Source organism: Photobacterium damselae, assembly GCF_003026815.1.
In the GTDB taxonomy this organism is placed as follows: Bacteria; Pseudomonadota; Gammaproteobacteria; order Enterobacterales; family Vibrionaceae; genus Photobacterium; species Photobacterium damselae.
This window is the reverse complement of the sequence record NZ_PYOG01000004.1, coordinates 236,647-260,628: the sequence shown is the minus strand read 5'-3', so window position 1 is coordinate 260,628 and position 23,982 is coordinate 236,647. Positions and strand designations below refer to the sequence as shown.

The 23,982-nt window shown below is 42.5% G+C and carries 15 protein-coding genes, 1 tRNA gene, 2 rRNA genes and 1 riboswitch; of the genes, 14 read left to right on the top strand and 4 right to left on the bottom strand.

Annotation, left to right across the window (positions count from 1 at the left end):
- The first annotated feature begins 183 nt into the window (after window positions 1-183).
- The 4 genes from rrf (CTN07_RS06805) to metA all read left to right on the top strand — a co-directional run bounded on the left by rrf (CTN07_RS06805) (window position 184) and on the right by metA (window position 1,666).
- Window positions 184-299, top strand: a 5S ribosomal RNA gene (gene rrf, locus CTN07_RS06805).
- Between the two features lie 53 nt (window positions 300-352).
- Window positions 353-428: transfer RNA gene (locus tag CTN07_RS06800), tRNA-Thr, on the top strand.
- A 9-nt stretch (window positions 429-437) separates the two neighbouring features.
- A 5S ribosomal RNA gene (rrf, locus tag CTN07_RS06795) occupies window positions 438-553 on the top strand.
- Window positions 554-724: 171 nt separating this feature from the next.
- Window positions 725-1,666, top strand: coding sequence for a homoserine O-acetyltransferase MetA (metA, locus tag CTN07_RS06790; RefSeq protein ID WP_005303559.1), 942 nt, complete (start codon window positions 725-727; stop codon window positions 1,664-1,666).
- Window positions 1,667-1,795: 129 nt separating this feature from the next.
- Here metA and CTN07_RS06785 read toward each other — a convergent pair whose 3' ends face one another.
- Window positions 1,796-3,076 carry a cation:proton antiporter gene (locus CTN07_RS06785; RefSeq protein ID WP_005303562.1) on the bottom strand — a complete coding sequence of 427 codons (1,281 nt, stop codon included), beginning with the start codon at window positions 3,074-3,076 and terminating at the stop codon, window positions 1,796-1,798.
- A gap of 196 nt (window positions 3,077-3,272) precedes the next feature.
- Here CTN07_RS06785 and metH point away from each other — a divergent pair, with 196 nt between their 5' ends.
- On the top strand, window positions 3,273-6,938 hold the full coding sequence (metH, locus tag CTN07_RS06780; protein ID WP_005303565.1) for a methionine synthase: 3,666 nt from the start codon (window positions 3,273-3,275) through the stop codon (window positions 6,936-6,938).
- 60 nt (window positions 6,939-6,998) lie between these two features.
- Here metH and lysC read toward each other — a convergent pair whose 3' ends face one another.
- Window positions 6,999-8,378: a lysine-sensitive aspartokinase 3 gene (gene lysC, locus CTN07_RS06775; RefSeq protein ID WP_005303568.1), complete on the bottom strand. Its 1,380-nt coding sequence runs from the start codon at window positions 8,376-8,378 to the stop codon at window positions 6,999-7,001.
- A gap of 119 nt (window positions 8,379-8,497) precedes the next feature.
- Window positions 8,498-8,683, bottom strand: a riboswitch (Lysine riboswitch).
- A gap of 245 nt (window positions 8,684-8,928) precedes the next feature.
- On the opposite strand from lysC, the gene CTN07_RS06770 reads away from it, so the two are divergent.
- Entirely contained in the window at window positions 8,929-10,047 is a 1,119-nt protein-coding gene (locus CTN07_RS06770; RefSeq protein WP_005303570.1) for a pyridoxal-phosphate-dependent aminotransferase family protein, read from the top strand.
- Window positions 10,048-10,100: 53 nt separating this feature from the next.
- Here the strand turns inward: CTN07_RS06770 and CTN07_RS06765 are convergent, their stop codons facing one another.
- Window positions 10,101-11,852 (bottom strand): PglL family O-oligosaccharyltransferase, encoded by a 1,752-nt coding sequence (locus CTN07_RS06765; protein WP_005303572.1) that lies wholly within the window; start codon window positions 11,850-11,852, stop codon window positions 10,101-10,103.
- A gap of 152 nt (window positions 11,853-12,004) precedes the next feature.
- Complete coding sequence (gene uvrA / locus CTN07_RS06760) at window positions 12,005-14,830, bottom strand: excinuclease ABC subunit UvrA (protein WP_005303573.1); 2,826 nt, start codon at window positions 14,828-14,830, stop codon at window positions 12,005-12,007.
- A gap of 266 nt (window positions 14,831-15,096) precedes the next feature.
- Here uvrA and CTN07_RS06755 point away from each other — a divergent pair, with 266 nt between their 5' ends.
- From CTN07_RS06755 to CTN07_RS06720, 8 genes are all read left to right on the top strand, one after another.
- Complete coding sequence (locus tag CTN07_RS06755) at window positions 15,097-15,645, top strand: single-stranded DNA-binding protein (RefSeq protein ID WP_005303576.1); 549 nt, start codon at window positions 15,097-15,099, stop codon at window positions 15,643-15,645.
- 184 nt (window positions 15,646-15,829) lie between these two features.
- Window positions 15,830-17,140, top strand: coding sequence for a tyrosine-type recombinase/integrase (locus tag CTN07_RS06750; protein ID WP_005303578.1), 1,311 nt, complete (start codon window positions 15,830-15,832; stop codon window positions 17,138-17,140).
- Window positions 17,141-17,156: 16 nt separating this feature from the next.
- Window positions 17,157-18,710, top strand: coding sequence for a site-specific integrase (locus CTN07_RS06745; protein WP_172460610.1), 1,554 nt, complete (start codon window positions 17,157-17,159; stop codon window positions 18,708-18,710).
- Window positions 18,703-21,078: a hypothetical protein gene (locus tag CTN07_RS06740; protein ID WP_005303586.1), complete on the top strand. Its 2,376-nt coding sequence runs from the start codon at window positions 18,703-18,705 to the stop codon at window positions 21,076-21,078. The genes CTN07_RS06745 and CTN07_RS06740 overlap by 8 nt, the downstream gene beginning before the upstream one ends.
- 2 nt (window positions 21,079-21,080) lie before the next feature.
- The gene (locus tag CTN07_RS06735; RefSeq protein WP_036764730.1) at window positions 21,081-21,500 is read left to right on the top strand and encodes a hypothetical protein; all 420 of its coding nucleotides are present in this window, start codon (window positions 21,081-21,083) and stop codon (window positions 21,498-21,500) included.
- Window positions 21,501-21,682: 182 nt separating this feature from the next.
- Window positions 21,683-22,171, top strand: a complete 489-nt coding sequence (locus CTN07_RS06730; RefSeq protein WP_036764732.1) for a hypothetical protein — start codon at window positions 21,683-21,685, stop codon at window positions 22,169-22,171.
- 445 nt (window positions 22,172-22,616) lie between these two features.
- On the top strand, window positions 22,617-23,156 hold the full coding sequence (locus CTN07_RS06725; protein ID WP_050787784.1) for a hypothetical protein: 540 nt from the start codon (window positions 22,617-22,619) through the stop codon (window positions 23,154-23,156).
- A 64-nt stretch (window positions 23,157-23,220) separates the two neighbouring features.
- Window positions 23,221-23,964 (top strand): SEC-C metal-binding domain-containing protein, encoded by a 744-nt coding sequence (locus CTN07_RS06720; RefSeq protein ID WP_198137219.1) that lies wholly within the window; start codon window positions 23,221-23,223, stop codon window positions 23,962-23,964.
- The last annotated feature ends 18 nt before the right edge of the window (window positions 23,965-23,982 follow it).

The following is a 23,982-nucleotide window of genomic DNA, read 5'->3' as shown; positions in this document are numbered from 1 at the left end:
AGATAGGCAGGGTGTGTAAGCGCTGTGAGGCGTTGAGCTAACCTGTACTAATTGCCCGTGAGGCTTAACCATACAACACCCAAGGGGTTTTATCGGACTCCACAAACACTTGAATGTAAGTTTGAGAACTAGTTAACTTTCCCAGATTGCTATTTCAAGCACAGCTTGAAATAAACGAATTTGCTTGGCGACCTTAGCGCTGTGGTCCCACCTGAATCCATGCCGAACTCAGAAGTGAAACGCAGCAGCGCCGATGGTAGTGTGGGGTCTCCCCATGTGAGAGTAGGACATCGCCAAGCACCAATTTCTTATTTTAGATTGTTAGTTATCTAGAATAAAAACAAATTAGTGTGCTGGTATGGCTCAGTTGGTAGAGCGCACCCTTGGTAAGGGTGAGGTCCCCAGTTCAAATCTGGGTACTAGCACCATCTATTTTGTTTAGTGACCTTAGCGCTGTGGTCCCACCTGAATCCATGCCGAACTCAGAAGTGAAACGCAGCAGCGCCGATGGTAGTGTGGGGTCTCCCCATGTGAGAGTAGGACATCGCTAAACACTCTTTCAAAACCCAGCCTAATGGCTGGGTTTTCTCGTTTCTGCCCTATAAAATTGTTAATCACGTACAAAATAAATGATTTCTCAGTAAAGCACTTGCTCCTTACGATAGATTTTTATACTTTAGCTGTCTGGATGGCTAAAATATAAAGGTTAAAGGAGTAAACCACGATGCCAATAAAGATCCCAGATCAATTACCGGCGACAGATATTCTGAGAAGTGAAAATATCTTTGTTATGACGGAGGCACGAGCTGCAAGCCAAGGTATTCGTCCACTGAAAGTATTATTACTTAACTTGATGCCGAAAAAGATCGAGACGGAAACCCAATTTTTACGTTTGCTCTCTAATAGTCCGCTACAAGTTGATATTGAACTATTGCGTATAGACAATCGACCAACAAAAAATACCCCTCAAGAGCATTTAGATACCTTTTATCGTCAGTTTGAAATGGTCAAAGGGCGAAATTTTGATGGATTAATTGTGACCGGAGCACCATTAGGCTTGGTGCAATTTGAAGATGTTCTTTATTGGGAAGAGATTCAGATTATTATGAACTGGGCCAAAGATCATGTGACTTCAACCTTATTTATCTGTTGGGCTGCTCAAGCTGGGTTAAAGTTGTTGTACGATTTGCCGAAACGAACGCGTAAAGAGAAACTTTCTGGGGTCTATCAACATCAAATACATGACCATCATCATCCACTTCTGCGGGGGTTTGATGATACTTTTCTCGCTCCTCATTCTCGCTATGCTGACTTTTCACCTACTTTTTTATCCCAACATACCGATTTAGATATTCTCGCAACCTCATCAATTGCCGGGGTTTATATGGCGGCGACCCCCGATAAGCGAAATGTTTTTGTTACTGGTCATCCTGAATATGAAGTTGATACATTACATAACGAATATGTTCGCGATGTCGAGCAAGGGTTAGAGCCGAACCTGCCACTAAATTATTATCCAGAAGACGATCCTAGAAATCCTCCTAGAGCCAGTTGGCGAAGTCATGGTCATCTGCTGTTTTCCAATTGGCTTAATTACTGTGTTTACCAGCAAACACCATATGATTTAGATAACTTCTCTGAAGCGAATTTTACTCGGGATGAATAAGAGCTAAAGATAAAGGTCTAGGGCTATTATCTTGCTGCGATACGCATAACCGAAATACTCCGCGATAAAAAAAGACCTGGATCCGAAGATACAGGTCTTAAATTTTTCTCTCTATCGTATATCGAATTGTTATTTCTGAGCGGCTTCCCAGGCTTTAGCTTTTTGAATTAACGGAGTAATAGTCGAGCCCTGGATTAAGATAGAGAAAACTACAACGGCATAAGTCATGACCAGTATAATTTCTCTTACATCAATATTTTTTTCTGGGATGACTAATGTTCCCGCTGGAATTGCCATCGCCATTGCTAGAGCTAGTCCTCCACGTAAGCCACCCCAAGTTAAGATTTTCACTGAAAATGGGTTGTAAGTACGGTAGCGGTTAAAAGCAACGTAAGACAAACGTACACTTAAGAAACGAGCTAAAAGTACCAGAGGAACAGCAATTGCCATTAATACCCAATCTTCTTGGTGGAAACTAAATTGCAGCATGGTCATACCGATCAATAGGAATAGTACGCCATTTAAGAATTCATCAACCAGCTCCCAGAAATGATCTAAGTGTTCTTCACTTTCTTTAGAAAAGCCAATGTAACGAGTCCAGTTACCAATCATGATACCGGAAACAACCATAGCTAGAGGGCCTGATACATGCAGATATTGAGCGAAGACATAGCCTGTTGTTGGAATACCTAAAGTTAACAGTAATTCCATTGAATGGTCATTGGTTGAGCTGATCAGATAGTGGAAGATCAAACCAAGAGCGAAGCCATAAGCGATACCACCTAGTGCTTCTTGAACGAATAGATGACCTACGCCTAAAACTGTTGGTGTTTCACTACCAAAGGCAATGGTAAATAGCGTGACGAAAATAACCAGACCGAAGCCATCGTTAAATAGTGATTCGCCCTCAATTTGAGTTGATATACGACGAGGCGCATTGAGCTTTTTCACAATTGCCAATACAGCAATTGGGTCGGTTGGAGAGATCAGGGCTCCGAACAGTAAGCAATAGATCAGATCTAAGCCAATTCCCAATAGTTGACAGATCCCCCACAGACTGGCGCCAATAAAGAACGTAGAAAAGAGCGTTGCGCCAAGAGCGAGTAGGGTAATTTCCCACTTCTGATCTTCAAGATGAGGTAATTTAATACCCAGACCACCGGCAAAAAGTAGGAAACCTAAAATACCTTTTAGAAGAAAATCTTCAAAATTGATTTCGCTTAACTGTGTTGCCGCAATATCTTCTAAATGAAACCAACCATTATGGCCCGCAATGATAATGCCAAGAGACAGAATCAAAGAGCCAGCAGTAATTGCAATGGTGGTTTGCATCTTACCTATCTTACTGTTCACAAAAGCAATCAACATTGCAGCTGCGGCAAGATAGCACAGGGTACTGTAGACCGACATGCATAACCTCTAAATGAGAGTGAATAATTAAGATGTAAATTGTCACAAAATATCCTAGCTGAGCCTAGGGGTTTGTTTAAAAAAGTTTCAGTTAGTTGGTCAAAAAACTGTTAATTGAAATTGTTTTAGACGTCTAGATTTCCACATTAACTGTGTTAGGATGATGTTAATAAGAAAACGATAAGGATATGTGAGCGTGGTAAAAGGACTTAACTTACTGCAGCAACGTTTAGCCGAACAAATCCTGATTATTGATGGTGGTATGGGCACCATGATTCAGGGTTATAAATTAGCGGAATCGGATTATCGAGGTGAACGTTTTGCTAATTGGCATTGTGATGTTAAAGGTAATAATGATCTTCTGGTATTAACCCAACCGCAAATTATTACTGATATTCATCAACAATATTTGGCCGCAGGTGCGGATATTTTAGAAACAAATACGTTTAATGCCACGACAATCGCAATGGCCGATTATGAAATGGCAGATTTTAGTGCTGAAATAAATTTGGTTGCTGCACAGTTGGCTCGCCAAGCGGCTGATGAATGGAGTACTCCGGATAAACCTCGATTTGTAGCCGGTGTTCTTGGTCCAACTAATCGCACTTGTTCAATCTCTCCTGATGTTAATGATCCAGGATTTCGTAATATCACCTTTGAGCAATTAGTTATTGCTTACAGTGAATCAACACGAGCTCTAATTAAAGGTGGTGTTGATCTAATTTTGATTGAAACCATATTTGATACGCTGAATGCTAAAGCATGTGCCTTTGCGGTTGAAAGTGTATTTGATGAATTGGGTTATCAACTTCCGATAATGATTTCAGGAACGATAACGGATGCCTCAGGCCGAACATTATCGGGCCAAACAACCGAAGCCTTTTATAACGCTTTACGACATGTAAAACCGATCTCCTTTGGCCTTAATTGTGCGCTTGGACCAGATGAACTGCGACAGTATGTGGCGGAACTTTCTAGACTGGCAGAATGCTCGGTATCTGCTCACCCTAATGCTGGATTGCCTAATGCCTTTGGTGAATATGATCTGGAACCAGAAGAGATGGCGGAACATATCGCAGAATGGGCGCAAAGTGGCTTTTTAAATTTAGTGGGTGGGTGTTGTGGTACTACACCTGAGCATATTCGACAGATGGCGGCAGTTACTCAGAATATTAAACCGCGAACACCGCCTAGCATACCTGTAGCTTGTCGTTTATCTGGTTTAGAGCCACTCAATATAGAAAAGAACTCCTTGTTTATTAATGTTGGTGAACGTACCAATGTGACCGGTTCTGCTCGCTTTAAACGCTTAATAAAAGAAGAGCTATACGATGAAGCACTAGAAGTTGCGCGTCAGCAGGTTGAAGCTGGCGCTCAAATTATCGATATCAATATGGATGAGGGAATGCTAGATGCTAAAGCGGCCATGGTGCGTTTTCTTAACCTCTGTGCGACAGAACCTGAAATTGCCAAAGTTCCTATTATGGTCGATTCATCTAAATGGGAGGTGATTGAGGCTGGACTTCAATGTGTACAGGGTAAGCCGATTGTTAACTCCATTTCATTAAAAGAAGGTAAAGCGAAGTTTATTGAGCAAGCTAAGCTGATTCAGCGTTATGGCGCCGCTGTGATTGTGATGGCGTTTGATGAAGAAGGGCAAGCTGATACCCGTGAGCGTAAAGTTGAGATTTGCACTCAGGCTTATCGTATCTTAGTTGATGAAGTTGGGTTCGCGCCTGAAGATATTATTTTCGACCCTAATATCTTCGCTGTTGCTACGGGAATTGAAGAACACAACAATTATGCGGTTGATTTTATTGAAGCCGTTGGTGAGATAAAAGCAACACTGCCCCATGCGATGATTTCAGGGGGCGTGTCGAATGTGTCGTTTTCTTTTCGTGGGAATGATCCTGTTCGTGAGGCGATCCATGCTGTTTTCTTGTATTACTGCTTTCAAAAAGGCATGGATATGGGGATCGTTAATGCAGGGCAACTGGCTATTTATGACGATTTGCCACAAGAGTTACGTCAAGCGGTAGAAGATGTTGTCCTTAATTTACGTGAAGACAGTACTGAGCGTTTATTGGATATTGCTGAGAAATACCGCGGTACAGGTAAAGTAGAGGAAGATCGCTCGGCCCAAGAGTGGCGCAGTTGGCCTGTTGAAAAACGATTAGAGCATGCCTTGGTAAAAGGCATAACCGAATTTATTGTTGAAGATACCGAGCAAGCCCGAGCATTAGCCGCTAAACCGTTAGAAGTCATCGAAGGGCCTTTAATGGCAGGAATGAATGTGGTAGGGGATCTCTTTGGTGAAGGGCGTATGTTCTTGCCTCAGGTGGTGAAATCTGCCCGAGTGATGAAACAAGCGGTTGCTTACCTCGAACCTTTTATTAATGCTGAAAAACAGGCTGGAAGTTCAAACGGTAAGATTTTATTGGCAACGGTAAAAGGGGATGTTCATGATATTGGCAAGAATATTGTGGGTGTAGTATTGCAGTGTAATAACTATGAAATTATCGATTTAGGCGTGATGGTTTCGTGTGAACAGATCTTAAAAGTTGCCAAAGAAGAGCAGGTCGATATTGTTGGATTAAGTGGCTTGATCACGCCTTCGTTGGATGAAATGGTTCATGTTGCCAAAGAGATGGAGCGCCAAGGTTTTGAGCTTCCTTTATTGATTGGTGGAGCGACTACTTCAAAAGCGCATACTGCGGTAAAAATTGAACAAAACTATCACGCTCCTGTGGTGTATGTCTCTAATGCCTCAAGAGCGGTAGGTGTTTGTTCTGCTCTGTTATCCGAGACTCAACGAGAAGATTTTATTGCTCGTTTAGATAAAGAGTATGAGGTTGTGCGCGATCAACACAGTCGGAAAAAGCCGCGTTCAGCCCCGATTACGCTGGAACAAGCAAGGGAGAATTGTGCTCATATCGATTGGCAAGCCTATCAACCGCCACAGCCGAAAAGCAAGGGAATACATACCATTATTGATTGTTCGGTTGCCACATTACGACAATATATCGATTGGACTCCATTTTTTATGACTTGGTCATTAAGTGGTAAGTATCCTACGATTTTACGTCATGAAGTGGTTGGTGAAGAGGCCACGAAACTGTTTAATGAAGCCAATGTTCTATTAGATAAGATTGAACAAGAGGGAATCATCAAGGCAAACGGTGTCTGCGGGTTTTTCCCTGCCAACAGTGTTGGTGATGATATTGAAGTCTACACTGATGAATCACGCCAGCATGTCTTAACTCGTTTGCATCATTTGCGTCAACAGACCGCAAAACCTAAAGGAGCCAACTACTGTTTATCAGATTTTATTGCGCCTAAATCCTCACAACATCCTGACTGGATTGGGGCTTTTGCCGTAACAGGAGGAATTGGAGAGAGTGAATTAGCGGCACAATTTAAAGCTCAAGGTGACGATTATAATGCGATCTTAATTCAAGCGGTGGCAGATCGATTGGCCGAAGCATTTGCTGAATATCTTCACCAACAAGTGCGAACTCAGTTGTGGGGATATAGCCCAAAAGAAGATCTCTCTAATGACGATTTGATCCGAGAAAAGTATCAGGGAATCCGTCCAGCTCCCGGTTATCCGGCTTGCCCAGAACATACTGAGAAAGGAACATTGTGGCAGTTACTTGAGGTTGAAGAACGAACGGGGATGAGTTTGACCGAAAGTTATGCCATGTGGCCGGGCGCATCTGTATCGGGATGGTATTTTTCGCATCCAGAGGCGCGTTATTTCGCAGTGGCTCAGATCCAGCAAGATCAAGCGCTGGATTATGCTAACCGTAAAGGGTGGAATGAGCGAGAAATCGAAAAGTGGCTTGGACCTAACTTAAATTAATCAATATGAAAAAGGCGCTTATCTTTTGTCGAAAGCGCCTTTTTTATCTCATCTCTTTTTTTATTCGATCACCTGTTGATGCAAGACTTTAATGATCTCTTTGGCATCTTGTTCTTGGACTAAAAAGCAGAGGTTGTGGGCACTTGCACCATAACAGATCATGCGAAGGTTAAAGTCAGCTAATGCGCCAAAGACTTGTTTTGCTGCTCCTTTACTTTCACTCATCCCATTACCAATCAGCGCCGCCAAACACAGGCCTTGTTCAATATCGACCCGACAAAGTTGGTTTAATTCTGCAATAGCAGCTTCTGGTAAGGTAGGTGCGCCACCACTGGTATCGGTTTTATCTAAGGTGAGTGACACACTAACTTCTGATGTTGTGATCAGGTCGACTGAGATCTTGTGAGCTGCCAAAATGCGAAAGACTTCGGCAAGAAATCCGTAAGCTTGAAACATATTTAAGCTAGTGAGTGTCACCATAGTTTGATTACAACGTAGGGCTAAAGCGCGAAATAGAGGTGCTTCGCTAACATGCTGGCGGATCCATGTTCCCCCTAACTCAGGTTGTTTTGATGAGCCAATAAATACAGGGATTTGCTGACGAATGGCTGGTAATAACGTCGATGGATGCAATATTTTAGCGCCAAATGTTGCCATTTCTGCCGCTTCAGTAAAACTGATCTCTTGGATCGGTTTTGCTGCTGCCGTAATTCGTGGATCTGTGGTGTAAATCCCCGGGACATCAGTCCAGATCTCTAAGGTCTCAGCATCAAGCGCTTCTGCGATAAGGGCGGCACTATAATCGCTACCACCTCGACCTAAGGTTGTGGTTTGCCCCGCTTCGTTAGAGCCAATAAAGCCTTGAGATACGACGATACCTTGCTCTAGTAACGGGATGAGATGTTGTTGGGTTTGCTGACGTAATACCGCAATATCTGGAGTTGCTCGACCAAATTGATCATCAGTTCGCATGATCGGACGAATATCACGACGAATACTAGGGGCATCGAGCTCATTGAGAACTTGAGTAAATAAGTAGGTTGAGAGTAATTCGCCATGTGCGACTAATTCATCAGTTAGAGCCAGTGTCGGGTGAGTTGCTGCTTGTTGTGATAATTGAGTAACTTGTGCCAGCAATTGTTCTAGTTGAGGCTCTACAAGCTGAGGTGATTGAAGTTGTTGAGCGATATTGTGATGAATTGTGCGCAGTTGTTCTAAACGTTGTTCTCGAAGTGGTAGATCGCTAATTCCTGCCGCTAATTCCACTAAAATATTGGTCACACCGGAACAGGCACTAATGAGTACGACTTTGGTTGCTGGATTATTTTTAACAACCAGGGCGCTAAGTTGCATTGCGTGGTGATCGGCAACACTGGTTCCGCCAAATTTAGCGACGGTCAGTGATGGGTGAGAGGCAGTTCCGTTGTGTTCAAGACTCATAAATGAATCCCCCTTAGTAAAACAATAATGAATAAACATTTATCGGGAGGGATATTCCCAACATCCAATTGTCAGGAGAGCCGATCAGAGACCTAGCCAGAATGCTAATGGGATCTATGGTGATCAGAAGCTCTCCACCTAAGCCAAACCGTGGCTATTAGGTGACAGCCCAAAGGATTCAACCTTTAAGGCCGATAACAACAATCCCCAATTGATGCTATCTCGGCGTTACTCCCCCTGACAAAATCACCTAGGAGTGGGGCTCCGTAATTTTGCTGCCTGGGTAACGCTCCTCTTCTGCTGCAATGCGAAATACTTATCTCACATGAACAAAAAACAATCTCATCGAATAGGATTTGGCATACCCTTGTCAATGGCTAATCTAAATATTTATGCAGAAAAAGAAAAATTATTGCAACAGGGGCAATGGACAAAATAAAACGGAGAGAAATAAGGTTAAGATGGGAAATAAATTTGTTTTCTGATTGGCTGCATCATACTCTGTCAAAGATAACGTGAAATACACCATAATAATCAAGGAGTGAAGTCTATGGCGATCACCTCATTTCAGCCACCTCGTCGAGTGTTAATGGGCCCCGGTCCTTCTGATATTTATCCGCAAGTATTACAAGCATTAAGTCGTCCCACTATTGGTCATCTAGATCCCTTATTTATCACCATGATGGATGAGTTAAAAGCGCTATTACAGTATGCCTTTCAAACGCAAAATCCATTTACGATTGCTGTTTCAGCCCCTGGTAGCGCAGGAATGGAAGCGTGCTTTGTTAATTTAGTTGAGCCTGGCGATAAAGTGGTGGTATGTCGTAATGGCGTGTTTGGTCAACGCATGGTCGAAAATGTTGAGCGTTGTGGTGGGGTTGCTGTGACGGTTGATAATACTTGGGGGGAACCTGTTTCTCCTGAATTATTAGAACAAACCTTGAACCAACATTCAGATGCTAAGATTGTGGCTTTTGTGCATGCTGAAACTTCAACGGGAGCACTGAGCGATGCCAAAACCTTGGCTGAAATTGCTCGTCGATTTGACTGCTTGACCATTGTTGATGCAGTGACTTCGCTCGGTGGTGTGCCATTGCTGGTGGACGAATGGCAACTCGATGCGGTGTACTCTGGTAGTCAAAAGTGTCTATCTTGTGTGCCTGGTCTTGCTCCTTTAACTTTTTCGGCTAAAGCATTAGAGAAAATCGCTTCGCGTCAGCACAAAGTACAGAGTTGGTTTTTGGATCAAAGTCTTGTTCTGGGTTATTGGAATGGTGGGGCAAAACGCAGTTATCATCATACTGCTCCTGTTAACAGCCTTTATGCCTTACATGAAGCTTTGTTGTTATTGCAGCAAGAAGGATTAGAGCACGCTTGGCAACGACACCAAGAGATGCATCAAGAGCTTAAAGCTGGCTTAATGGAATTAGGGATTGAGTTTGTGGTCGATGAGGCATATCGCTTGCCACAGTTAAATGCTGTTTATATACCGCAAGGGGTTGATGACGCTGCGGTAAGGCAGACATTGTTGGAGCGATATAACTTAGAGATTGGTGCTGGGTTAGGAGATCTTGCGGGTAAAGCGTGGCGTATTGGTTTGATGGGTTATGGCGCTAGAGCTGAAAATGTCGCTCTGTGTGTTAAGGCATTAGCCCAAACTTTGCGATGAGTCGCTATTAGGTTGGGTAATAAAAAACGGCGATATCACTATCGCCGTTTTTGCTATTTAGCTTGACTCAATTGAGGTTTCGCTTGAGTTGTTACTGCTTGAGAGTGACTGAAGCTCATATTCGGAAAAAGAAATTGGGCCTCTTGTTCTATCTGTTCGGCTTGTTTGTGATTATTGAGTTGGTTATAAGCCAAGATCAGATTTTGATACAGAGCTGGACGAGGCCAAGTTTGAGCCTTAATGGTTGCCCAGTTAATATAATCTTCAATAAGTTGCGGCTTTTCTGTCGCGACACCTATTTGTAATTGCGTTACATGAAGGTCCCATTCAAAGCGATTTTGCCATGCCCATGGGTTATTCACTTTCATTAAATAATCGACGTTAATCGGCTTACTGGTTTCAAATTTTGTTAATTGAGCTCCGGAATAGAGCGTGGTGATCATAAAGCTGGTGATCACAATTGGTAGTGCAATACTAAAGACTTTTAGCGTTAAAACATAAGTTGCCTGATAACGATAGTATTTGGCGGTTAGATTATCGATCCAGTAAATAAAAATAATAAAGACGATCCAATGGATCAGCGAGTGATAAAACGGATATTCCAGCTGGGTGTGCAAGGTGATAGGAAAAAATAATCCAATCAGTGCAAGTTGGGTGCCTTGGCGCGCTTTTTTGATTTTAAGGAAGACCGCCGTGGCTGCAATCAATAGGCCAAGTAACGGAATAATACCGCCTTCTGCTGCCCAAAAGACCAATTCATTATGGGGATGATCTAAACTTGGTACTCCTGCGGGTAGCTTTGGATCGTCGTGATGCCAGATAGCGGTTTGAGTGATGTAAGCGGTTTCAAAGCGTCCATAACCATAGCCTGTCATGGGTTCTGCTTTAAACATATCAAAAGCTTGTGGAATATGTACTGAGCGTAAACTCTGTAAGCTAACTCGACCATCAGCTGGAGCCCATGAGCGTTCCGCGGTAAGACCCCAAGCACTCATTAAACCAGCTGCTACCATTAATAGCCAACCTATCCATAGTTTCTTGGGTGCAAAGCGGTGGAGGTAAGGTATCATCAGACCAACACCAACGATTGCGCCAAGCCATCCAGTGCGAGAACTTAAGACGACTAAGATCGGTATGATGAGCACAGGGGTGAGCTGTAAAATAAGATGTTGCCAGTTCCACTTTCCACGATACATTGGCACACGAGCAAGCAAGTAGGCTGATAAAACCAGTCCTGTCGCAAGAAAGCTAGCCATAACATTAGGCTGTTGAAAAATGCCGTATGGTCGATTAGCTAAGGTATCGTAGCCAAAAGGGTTGCCTGGTTTTAGATAGAGAAATTGTACCCATGCAAAGAGGGTCTCAATTAAAATACCAGCTAAGATAAACCATAAAATGCGTTGGCGTTGCTTATGGGTAAAGGTAAATTGTTGTAAGGCGACAAAAAAGAGCCAGCCACTCCAGAGAGTAAAAAGACGAAAACTGACCTGACTTGCATCGGCATTGGGGTAGAACACGGGCAGTGAGAGCAAAACGCAGCACAGCAGTAGAATTAGGGTTAGCTTGGAGTAACGCCAAATTTTCTGTCGACAGATCTCAGCCAATCCTAAAGCAATGGCAATACTAAAAGGGATCCAACTGGTAACGTTAAAAGAGAGTTCAAGACCTGAACCTCCAGGATTGTGTTGGAAATAGTGCATTGCTAGCAAAAAGAGAGCAGCAATAGAAACCAAAAAGTAACGAACCAACGGTTTACTAATTTGTTGGGGTTCTAGACGGGTTCCTTGTAGTTGTACAACGGCCATCAGCAATCCTAGTGCAGTTTTATTTCAATTTTATCAAGCCAATTTGAGATTGAAATTGAAGAAAAAATAGTAATGGTTGTGCATATTACTACAAAAACAGGCTGGGGTAGTGCCAGCCTGTTGATTTTGATAAAAAAGCGAGTCAATTCACATTAGGATGTAAGCAGTGGTTTTAAGAATCGGGCAGTATGGGAGCCTTCAACTTGTGCGACTTGCTCTGGTGTTCCGGTTGCAATAATTTGTCCGCCACCGCTACCACCTTCAGGACCTAAATCAACGATCCAGTCTGCGGTTTTAATCACATCTAAGTTATGCTCAATGACCACAATCGTATTACCACGATCTCGTAATTGATGCAGTACAGTAAGTAACTGCTGGATATCATGGAAATGCAGACCTGTCGTTGGCTCATCGAGAATATATAAGGTTTTTCCTGTATCTCTTTTTGACAGTTCACGAGCTAATTTAACTCTCTGCGCTTCACCACCAGATAAGGTTGTTGCGGCTTGGCCTAAGCGAATATAAGAGAGGCCGACATCCATTAAGGTTTGCAGTTTTCGTGCGATAACGGGAACCGGATCGAAGAACTTACGGGCATCTTCCACCGTCATCTCTAATACTTCATCAATGGTTTTACCCTTGTAACGCACTTCTAATGTTTCGCGGTTATAGCGTTTGCCTTTACAAGAGTCACAAGGGACATACACATCAGGCAAGAAGTGCATTTCCACTTTAATAACGCCATCACCCTGACATGCTTCACATCGACCACCTCGAACGTTAAAGCTAAATCGTCCTGGTTTATAACCACGAGAACGAGACTCTTGAGTACCTGCAAATAGCTCACGAATAGGGGTAAAGATCCCTGTATAAGTAGCAGGATTGGAGCGAGGTGTACGACCAATAGGGCTTTGATCAATATCGATCACCTTGTCAAAATGCTCAAGGTCTTGGATCTCTTTATAAGGAGCTGGATCGCCGCTGGTGGCACCATTGAGCTTATGATGGGCAATTTCAAAGAAAGTATCATTAATCAGAGTTGATTTACCGGAACCTGATACCCCAGTGATACAAGTAAATAAGCCTACCGGTATTTCAAGATCGACATTTTTTAGGTTGTTACCTGTTGCGCCAAGCAGTTTTACTGTCTTCTTGCTATCAAATGGGATGCGTTGCTCAGGGACAGCAATAGACTTTTTACCACTGAGATATTGACCAGTAAGAGACTGTTTGGATTTTAAAATATCTTTTAATGTGCCTTCAGCAATAATATTACCGCCATGAACACCAGCACCTGGGCCGATATCGATTATGTAATCTGCCGCTCGAATTGCATCCTCATCATGTTCGACCACAATCACGGTATTACCTAGGTCTCGCAAGTGAGTGAGTGTTTTAAGAAGGCGTTCGTTATCACGTTGGTGAAGACCAATCGATGGCTCATCCAGTACATACATAACCCCAACGAGGCCTGCACCAATTTGACTTGCAAGACGAATTCGTTGTGCTTCTCCGCCTGATAAAGTATCGGCACTGCGTGATAAGTTAAGATAATTTAGACCAACATTAACTAAGAAACTTAAACGCTCTTGGATCTCTTTTAATACTTTCTCGGCAATTTGAGCGCGTTGCCCCGTCAGTTCTAGCTGGGTAAAGAACGCTAGCGCTTCATTGATGCTCATTTCGCAAATTTGCGGCAAGTTCGTTTCATGAATAAAAACATGACGTGCTTCTTGGCGAAGTCGAGAACCATGACAGCTCGCACAAGGTTTGGTTGAGACAAACTTGGCAAGATCTTCACGTACAGAGTTAGATTCGGTATCGTGATAGCGGCGTTCCATATTATTTAAAATACCTTCAAATGGGTGACGGCGAACCGTGATATCACCGCGATCATTGATGTATTTAAATTCGATATTGGTTGTGCCAGAACCATTAAGTACTACGTTTTGAACTTTCTTCGATAAGCTGTTGAATGGAGCATCGACATCAAAATCATAATGTTCAGCAAGAGACTTGAGCATTTGAAAGTAATAGAAGTTTTTCTTATCCCAGCCTCGAATAGCACCTCCGGCTAAACTTAATTCGCCATTTTGAACCACGCGTTCGGGATCAAAGTATTGCTGTACTCCAAGACCATCACAGGTTCCACAAGCTCCAGCTGGGTTATTAAAAGAAAATAGGCGAGGCTCAAGTTCTTGCATGCTATAGCCACAGTGCGGGCAGGCAAAGTTTGCAGAAAAGACAAGCTCTTCACCATCGCCATCCATTGGGCTAATAACCACATTACCACCAGATAACTCTAGTGCCGTTTCAAATGATTCAGCCAGACGCTGTTGTAGATCGTCTCGAACTTTAAAGCGATCAACCACAACTTCTATGGTGTGTTTTTTGTGTAATTCGAGTGTTGGAGGATCGGAAAGATCACAAACTTCACCATCAATACGGGCTCGGATATAGCCTTGAGCTGCCAGATTTGCCAAGGTCTTTACGTGTTCGCCTTTACGTTCTTTGATGATAGGTGCCAGCATCATTAGTTTACTGCCTTCAGGAAGAGACAGTACTTGATCGACCATTTGACTGACGGTTTGAGCGGCAAGCGTTACGTTATGCGTAGGGCAACGAGGTTCACCGACACGGGCATATAACAAACGAAGGTAATCATAGACCTCAGTAATAGTGCCGACGGTCGAGCGAGGGTTATGCGATGTGGATTTTTGTTCAATCGAGATCGCAGGAGATAAGCCTTCAATATGGTCAACATCAGGTTTTTCCATCAAGGATAAAAATTGACGAGCATAAGCTGATAATGATTCAACATAGCGACGTTGACCTTCGGCATACAGGGTGTCAAAAGCCAAAGATGACTTACCAGAGCCAGATAAGCCTGTAATGACAATGAGCTTATCGCGAGGAATAGTGAGATTAATATTTTTTAGATTATGGGTTCTTGCACCCCTGACTTCGATTTTATCCATTTGTTGTAAGCTTATTCTGCTGACTAATTAAAAATGATTATGACACAGAGACAAAAGTCTTGAAAGAATGACCTGTATAAAGATACAGTGCATAGATTAAGAATTAAACGCAATTTTTTCGTAAATCATAAACGAATATTTCTTTCTTTTATTGCAAACTTGGCTCTGTCATTGAATAGCATTGCCATGATAAACTGCACGATTAAGTGTAAACTTAGCTTAGGGCGATACATTTTATTTGTACGCCATTAGATTTGGAGTGAACTATGGCCAGTCGTGGCGTAAACAAAGTTATCCTAGTGGGTAACCTAGGAAATGATCCTGAAGTTCGTTACATGCCAAATGGCGGTGCGGTTGCAAACATTACCATTGCAACTTCAGAAACTTGGCGTGATAAAGCAACCGGCGAAAATCGTGAAAAAACTGAATGGCACCGTGTGGTTCTATTTGGCAAATTAGCTGAAGTTGCTGGTGAATACCTACGTAAAGGTTCTCAAGTATACATTGAGGGTCAGCTACAAACTCGTAAGTGGCAGAACCAACAGGGCCAAGATCAGTACACTACAGAGATCGTAGTACAAGGCTTTAACGGCGTTATGCAAATGTTGGGTGGCCGTCAAAACCAAGGTGGTCAAGGTATGGGCGCTCCTATGGGCGGTCAACAGCAGCAAGGCAGTTGGGGTCAACCACAACAGCCAGCAGCACAAAACTTTGCTCCACAACAACAGCAGCAACAAGCTCCAGCTCAACAACCTGCACCTCAGCAGCAGTACAATGAGCCGCCAATGGACTTCGATGACGATATTCCATTCTAGCGATTACTTGAGACTTGGTTTTGTTAACTTTTATAATTTAAGTTAACTATAGCAAAGGCTTAGATGAAAAGTTTACAGTGAGTGTTGCAACTTCTGTAAACTTTTTTTATGCTCACTTTTTAGCTTTGAGGTTACCTTGAGTAATTGTTAAGTTTGCGTGTGAAAGTCTAGAGTTAAGGATGAGATGAAGACAAAAGTATTCAGCATGTCGAGTGGTGAAAGCTACTCAATTCTTTTAGGTGAGGATGGTATGCCTCTGCCTTACCATAACCTCTTTGTTACCCTTCATTATCGAAACCAATCCAAAGCAAATGCTACCTGTAAGAGTGTTTTTGAACACCTGCGCTTTCTAGAAGAAATCTGTCAGTTTGAAAAGATTGATTTGATCGAGCGATGCAAGACTGGCGATTTCCTGACAAACAGAGAGTTTGAGAACATCAAGAAACACTCAAGCCTGACTGTTGAATCATTCCGCGAAATGGTCACCAGACATAAATCCTCAAACGTTCTGAACATAAGAAGAAAAAACCTCGAAACGGCGAGGGCGAAGATACTCGTCAATACCGAAGGTGATATCTCGCCACACACGACGTACAACAGATTGACTGTGTTTGCACAATTTATTGGCTGGCTAGAAGAAGAGCTATTTCCCTCTAAAGACTCCACGGCTGAATTTGAGTTGAAAAAAATCAGAGGGGATAAGTTTGGCACCAGTGATGAAGCTCTCGATTGGGGTGACTGGAAATCTCTAGAGCCAGTACAGGAAATACGAGTTCTTGATGTTGTTCGCCCTGATTCGTTAGAGAATCCTTGGAAATCTGAATCTGTTCGTTATCGAAACCAACTCATTGTAAACATGTTTTTTTCCCTTGGTTGTCGGCGTGGGGAGCTGCTCAAGATTCGAGTGAAAACAGACAAACACCAGTCAGACATTAAACAGCGTTCAAAAAACGGTCGTTACTTTGTGATGATCCGTTCGCAAACGGACTACAGCGATAAGCGCAAGCACAGACCAGAAGGGAAGACCAAAGGACGATTTGTGCCGATGGATAAGCGCTTGAAAGAGATGTATGACAACTATCTTATCCATTACCGTCCCAATGCCAGTGGCTCTGAACATATCAAGTATTTATTCGTTACCCACAATCATAAGACACAAACCAATGTTGCATTATCGATGGCTCAGGTGAATAAGATATTTCGTGAGATTTCTGAGGTAGTTGGGTTTAGGGTTCATCCCCATGCGGCTCGTCACACATGGAACGATAAGTTCAGTAAGTTTGCGGACAAACGCATTGCAGAAGGCAAAACAACGGAAGCCAAGTCAGAAGCCGACAGGCAAAAGTTGATGGGGTGGACAGAAAACTCCAAGAGCGCAAAGCGTTATGCCAAGCGTCATGATGATAAACGTGCAATGGATATGGCACTAGATCTTCAAGAAGAAAACTCAACCACTATAAATTCAATCGTCGGGCAGTACGACGAATATCTCTAAGTAATGGAATAATAAATTGAATCAGAACTTTGTGGGTGTTGGCGCTGCCAACGATAGCAAGGTAACAATATCAATGTCTCACAATGGCTTTGAGTTTGATTACCTCTCCGACCGATGGACTCTCAATCGGAATGTGACCGCACAGGTAGGCTTTTTGAACACTTTTGAGCAGCCATTGCAAGATGATATCAGGGAAACACTTGTTTATTTTGCAGAACATCATTCAGCTAAGTATGTTCAAAACCTAATTAATATGCTGAAAGTTTACTTGAGGGAGTCTGGATGTGGTGATTTTTCGGAAATTGGCTTCCTCTCTTTCAAAAACAAGATGTCTAAACCACTCCAGTACAAAGTTGCGTATGTTAGAGGCTTTGTACGGCAAATGCGCTTTCTCGGGTTGGATAGGCATATTGATGATGCAGTATTTAAATTAACTGACCAATGGCGCATAAGCGGTAACGACAAAGGAGCGGCTGTCCTTACCCTCGATCCCGAGACTGGCCCATTCAGTGATTTAGAGTTTGAAGCAATCGGGCTACATGCTGCACATCGCTATGCCGAAGGTAAACTGGCAACTGAAGAATATGCTTGCCTCTCAATGTTCAAAGCCTCGGGACGGCGTGCTGAGCAGATCGCATCAATCAAATGCAAAGACTTCTCATACTCCGCAAAGTATACGGGCACGCTAATGTATGTGGTGCTTATCCCTAAGGCAAAGGTTCGTGGCGGGAAGTTTCGTAGTGTCCTAAAACCATATGCTTTGGTTAACTCAGTGGCACAGGTCGTTGAACAGCATATCCAAGAACAAACAGCCAAGGTGGAGGATGCCCTTGGTCGAAAAATGACACTTGAAGAGAAAGGCGAACTGCCTTTGTTTATCGATGTGGGCATGATTGAGGAAATGCAATCGATAAATCCTGATGCGTTGATGGATTATTTGAAGTCTGAGCTACCTCATAGCAAAACAAGAGACCTGACAGACAATCTAAATGGTGCGGTTAAAAAGCTGGAAATCATCAGTGAGCGTACAGGTGAGCCTTTAAAGTCAACGAGCTATCGCTTTCGTTATACCTTGGGGACTAGAGCTGCAAGGGAAGGTGCAGGTACGCTGACCATAGCCACACTGCTTGATCATTCTGATACACAAAATGTTCATGTGTATGTGGCTAACGCGCCTGAACATGCGGTTCACATTTCCAAAATTATAAATCAACCGCTGGCTCGTTACGCCTCGGTATTCGCAGGTAAGTTGGTTGAAGATGAAGCCGAAGCCAACGCTGAAAATGCAGGGGCAGCCCGTATTCCGTGTCGTGAAAAAGAGTGCGATGTTGGCTCCTGTGGTTCGAGTAGCTATTGCCAAGACTACGCTCCTATTGCTTGCTATCTATGCCCTAAGTTCCGTCCGTGGGCAAATGCTCCCCATCACCTCATCCTTGAATGGCTCGTAGAAGAAAGGGAGCGGTTAATAGCCGATACGAATGGTGATATGCAAATCGTCTCAATCAATGACCGCGCCATCCTTGCGGTATGCCAAGTAATCCAGCTATGTCGGGAGCATAACGATGGCTGATGTGTTGATTTTTAAGCCTAAGCACGAGCTTGAGTATGCGAAGAACCAAGCTGATTTCATTGAATTCGGGCGTCAAATCGCACCACTCAACGATAAATATGAGTACGACCAAAACTATTGGCAGAAAGTAGGTAACTTCAACATTTTTGGTGTCTCAAACCAAAGTAGAAATCCTGAGCATTTACTGGATGAGTCCTTAATTCCCTTTGCAAAAGCCTATGTTACGTATGGTGGAGGGACAAAAGCAGGTCTTAACGTTAAATTCCAAGCTCTGCGTGCAATTAATGCAAGTTGGCAGCTCCTACACAAGGGAGAGGTTTTTGACGCAGCCAAGCTTACGGCAAAGGACTTTGATGCTGCGCAAAGAGCAGCAAAAGAATCATTGGGTGCAGGCGCGGCATATCAAGCTGGGCGCGGTTTAAATAATTTTCTTGAGTTTCTGATTGAATACAAATTATTGAAGCCATTTAAGTGGAAGAGTGGAATCAAAAAGCCTTCTGAGCAAGCAACAGATGATGATGCCGACAAGAGAAGGCAGGACAAAATGCCTGACGATAATGCGTTGATGGCACTAGCTTCAATTAATGCTCGAAAAACTGAAGAACTCAGTCCTCGCGATATTTTCACAACATCGACAATGGCCCTGTTGATGGCAGCACCAAATCGTGGTTCTGAGCCGTTATACCTGCTTGCAGACCCTCTTCATTATGAAGAGTTGAGGGTTTGGGAAGTGCTCAAGATAGAAGGCTTTACTAGAGATGATGTGAAGGCAATTCTTGAATTCCAAAAAGAGTTTGATACCGCATCTAAGACTACTGATAGTGCTGTATTTGACGAATCGGGCAGCATTATTAAATCCTCTCAGGAGACAGAATCAGACAACGATAAAGAAGAGCTAGATCTCAATGCAACTATCCGTGTCATAGGACTTAAGTGGTATTCAGGCAAGGATTTTGGGCACGCACACAAATGGATCCCATCGTGCATGTATGGCGTTGTTGAGGCTGCCATTGCACGTTTGCAGAAGCAGTCGGAGCCTGCACGGAAGTTTGCGAAGCAGCTTGAAGACATTCCAGATTTTCCACGGCATGATCTTTGCCCGGATGTACCAGAAGATCAGCCCCTGACGATGGACGAGGTCGCAATGGCACTTGGACTGGATTTATCAGATTATGGCGATATTTCTGATAAAGAGAATCGTAAGAAGTGGTATTCGTCTAGAAATTCACTCTTAAAGCGCAAAGGAGTTGAAAGGAAAGATTACGTGGTTACGCTTCGAGAGTTGAATGCAATCCTCCGAAATGATCTTCCAGAGGGTTTTCCGTACATTCCATTTAAAAAAGGCAATGGACACGTCAAGGTTAAATGGTCTGAGGCATTGTATGCTGGATTTGCTAATGGTTTGCACACCATAAAACCAACAATTCAAACGGAGTTAAAAATCCGGACTATCAATACGTTAAATGAAGACCTCGCACCAACGAAAAAGAAGAGTTCTACCGGAAAGTTAGCCAAAGGAGCATTATCCGTGTTCCAGCGTTGGGGGTACGGGGATCTTAAGATAACGTCTCACCAGATTCGGCATATGCTTGACACCATGGCCGCCGTTAACGGTATGGATGGAGAGCAGCGAGCCAATTGGGCAATGCGAAGTGACCCTCGGCATAACCGTTATTACGATCACACGACGCCTGAGGAATATGGCGCTGACTTCATATGTGACCATGAGGCAGACCTTGTATCTCGGGGCTTGATGGTCAATCCAGCGACGGGTTCTACTCAAATTCAGGTTCAGATCGCTACCCCTCGAACACTTCAAGAGTTGAACACTAAAGCTGCGTTGACAGCACACACGAACGAATTTGGTATGTGTGTTACGTCCTACATGGCAGAGCCTTGTACGAAGTATCGAGACTGTATCAATTGTGATCAGCAGGTTTGTGAGAAAGGCGATGATGGTAAGTGCGAGCGAATCCGCACACGTTTGAAAGATGAAAAGAGACTTCTCAAAATGGACAAAAAAGCAGTCGATGATGGGATTCAGGGGGCTCGGCAGTTCTATGAACGCAGGAAGTTGACCACAGAGCGCTGTGAGCAATTGCTTGCCATGATGGAAGATCCAAACATCGAAGATGGCTCTCTTATCAAGCTGGTTAACTTAGAGGATGATACCCAGTTAGATCGTGCAATGGATGCCAATGGTAAAAAACGTTTACCTAAAATTGAAAATTTCCAAAGAATCAAAGCGAATCAGAGAGTTTCGGTTGATGAAATGATTGGGATTGAGAGTAATTCAAAGTCAGATATTGATGATGAGCTATTTGAGGCTATGGATGATTTGGATTGTATAGATTTTTTTGAGGACTGATTATGGCTAAGCATTTAACAGATAAGGATATTAGTAACGTTTGTGAGCTTCTAGATGATTGGCCTATGGATTCAAAGCTTACGTGGGATAGGTTGGTAGAAGCTGTGGCGCATGATTACAGACTTATTACCACTAGGCAAACACTGCAAAAGCAAATACGTATTAAAAACGCCTTTACCGAGGTTAAGGCACTTGTTTCGGGCAATAGTCCTAAAGCTATTGCTGCACGTAATAGACATCTACCATCTAGCTTAAAGGCTGCTGCTGACCAGTTAGAAAAACGCGAGCGAACCATTGCAAGACTTGAAGCGGAAAATAATAAGCTTCTTGAGCAATTCCATACTTGGTTATACAACGCGACACAGCATGGGATGACGGTTGAACAGCTAACCGAACCTCTTGCAACAAAACAGCAAAAGTGAGTGACGAATGAATGAAATTGCCAGAGAAGTACCAAGCTCTCTGGCTGATGAATGCTTGGCTAAATTTTTGTTCTGAAGTTTCATTTGCAAAACAATTTCTCTATTAATGTTTATTTCGCGCAAGCTATTTAATCACACTAATATAGTGTTGCTATATATTTAGGCTTATTACGGAGATATCAATGAAAATTCTATATTTTGACTCATTTTCAATTTTGTATTCAGCCAACTACTTAAATTGTCACGATGCTGTACGTGAACGGTTTGAAAATCAAAAACCTTTTCGTTCTACAGATATTTTATTAAGTAGTGTTGAGCCAGATAAAGAAAGTGCCAAAAAGCTTGCGCAAGCAGCAAGAGAAGCTAATTTGCTCCTATATCCAATAGGTACTCGTTTTACGAGAGAGTTGCTAATCAAACATAATGTGTTCTCTGATGCGCAATTAGCGCCGTTTGTTGATTTAACATGGAGAATGCGACCTGATGATCGCGATCCAATTAGACGTATGTTCAAACATGCGAGCGTATTAGATGCACAATGGTTTGTGTGTGGAGAAGCTGCTTGTGATGAACGCTTAAAATCATTTCCGAATCGTTATTTTGAGAGTGAATGGGGGGAAGCTGTTAGCGATGAGTTAGTGTCGAAAATTATTGCTACAGCCGCTTATTGAGACTCATTAATTGTTTTTTTTTCTAACGTTTCTGGCAGAAACGTTGGTTAGTTAAGTCAGTGCTGGACTGAAATGAGTTTGATCTGTTTCTTATCCTAAATTGAATTAGTCTGAAGGCAACCAATCGGTTTTATTTCCTCGGCGCGGATAGACTTGAAAGATCGATCTAAATCGGTTCAGCCCCAACATCATTTAGATTAAATTACTCTACACAACTTAGAGGGCGTACGTTTACCCTACTAAAATGTATTTGATTAAGTTGATAACTGTTCATTCCCATCATTAGGCGACATCTTGTAGTCTAAATTTTTTTATGTGTCATAACATATTGATTATCTGTTTTATTAATATGAAAATTACTGCATTGCATAAAGTGAAAGACGATAATTTGTCGTCTAATAAGCGTTACACGACAGGAACATCAATCTTAGTAAAGGAGTGATTTATGAGTATTGTAGTGACTTCGGGAGAGTCTAGAGCTAGCTGGATAGAAGATGTGTCTCTTAGTTCGGGTCTGAAGGAGACTGTAGAAAATTCAAGTATATTGTTTTTACCAGTTAAAAACTTTAGAGGTAAAGTTGATTTCGCCTTTCCTCAAGGAACCCTAGATCTCTACAATTATTTAAAGAAAGAAATTGAGGGGACGGGAACTGTTGAAATTTGTATCGATGATGAGCGTTATAGCGAAATCGCTCTATATTCGAGAAAAATTCGTTTTGGTAAAATTATTGTAAACGTTGTTTTCGCCCCGTTAATTGTAGGGCTTTTGACTAACTATATGTATGATCAGCTAAGTGTTAAAGGTGAAGATAACGTTACTATAGCGATTTCCGTAGAATCTGAATGCCAGAATTATGAAGTCCATTATGATGGTACAGCAGAAGACTTCGGAACTATAAATGAATCGATTAAAAACATTTTGGCAAACTGTAATATAAATGAATCTACTCCAACGAAAGAAGCTGTTTCAGAAGACAACGACTGAGATAAAAGCCTCATTAGTAAACTTCTCAAAAAGACGGCACACTAGACAAAATGAAGCCATTTTCTTGAAAAAAATAGAGAATGTCCGATTGCGACTAGTTGAAGGTGGTTTGCAAGAAGATGCAAAAGAGTTGTGGATCTTGAAAACTATTTATCTGGCGCAAAATAACTATATAGACTTTATTTCTTTGTTAAAGAAAAAAAAGTACTACGAAGCATGGTGTGTTTTAGAAAGGTGTGAAATCAACTTAAAAAACCTAATGAAGCATATCCCTAATGAGTATATTGAGCAATTGCATGTCGACTTCTTAGTTCATCAAGTTCCGTTATGGCAAGAAGTATATCCATATAAAATATTTGCTAGTTCTGAGTTTTTAGAAAAGAAAATACGATGCAGTGAATGTAAACAACTCATAACTCCAAGAAGCTCCTGTTCTCATTTGGTAGGTGAGGTCTATAATGGAAAATTATGCTACCGCATTATTGAGGATATGGAGATTTTAGGCATCGCAATGGTTCCTAATCCTGTACAAAAAATATGCGTACCATTTAAGAAAAGTGAAAATGGGGAAGACGTTGCCCATTACAATTATCAGCCTCTCGATATGATTGTAGATGGCTTACCAACATTGTTTTACTGGTGGGAAATTAATCACACGATTGATATGCAGCCTAGGTCTAACTTTGATCATATGGAAACTAATGAGTTGTGTCCTTGTGGTTCAGGTCGCCAATTTATAATCTGTTGCTCTTCTAAAGAGTTCGTTTTAACCCCCCACAAAGAAATAGTGCCACTAAAAGTCATGTAACAAAGCATTTAAGAGTGA

Bases quoted from the DNA above. Each gene is read 5' to 3' on its own strand.
- metA (WP_005303559.1), top strand. From the start codon at position 725: ATGCCAATAAAGATCCCAGATCAATTACCGGCGACAGATATTCTGAGA.
- CTN07_RS06785 (WP_005303562.1), bottom strand. From the start codon at position 3,076: ATGTCGGTCTACAGTACCCTGTGCTATCTTGCCGCAGCTGCAATGTTG.
- lysC (WP_005303568.1), bottom strand. From the start codon at position 8,378: ATGAGTCTTGAACACAACGGAACTGCCTCTCACCCATCACTGACCGTC.
- CTN07_RS06770 (WP_005303570.1), top strand. From the start codon at position 8,929: ATGGCGATCACCTCATTTCAGCCACCTCGTCGAGTGTTAATGGGCCCC.
- CTN07_RS06765 (WP_005303572.1), bottom strand. From the start codon at position 11,852: ATGGCCGTTGTACAACTACAAGGAACCCGTCTAGAACCCCAACAAATT.
- uvrA (WP_005303573.1), bottom strand. From the start codon at position 14,830: ATGGATAAAATCGAAGTCAGGGGTGCAAGAACCCATAATCTAAAAAAT.
- CTN07_RS06755 (WP_005303576.1), top strand. From the start codon at position 15,097: ATGGCCAGTCGTGGCGTAAACAAAGTTATCCTAGTGGGTAACCTAGGA.
- CTN07_RS06750 (WP_005303578.1), top strand. From the start codon at position 15,830: ATGAAGACAAAAGTATTCAGCATGTCGAGTGGTGAAAGCTACTCAATT.
- CTN07_RS06740 (WP_005303586.1), top strand. From the start codon at position 18,703: ATGGCTGATGTGTTGATTTTTAAGCCTAAGCACGAGCTTGAGTATGCG.
- CTN07_RS06735 (WP_036764730.1), top strand. From the start codon at position 21,081: ATGGCTAAGCATTTAACAGATAAGGATATTAGTAACGTTTGTGAGCTT.
- CTN07_RS06730 (WP_036764732.1), top strand. From the start codon at position 21,683: ATGAAAATTCTATATTTTGACTCATTTTCAATTTTGTATTCAGCCAAC.
- CTN07_RS06725 (WP_050787784.1), top strand. From the start codon at position 22,617: ATGAGTATTGTAGTGACTTCGGGAGAGTCTAGAGCTAGCTGGATAGAA.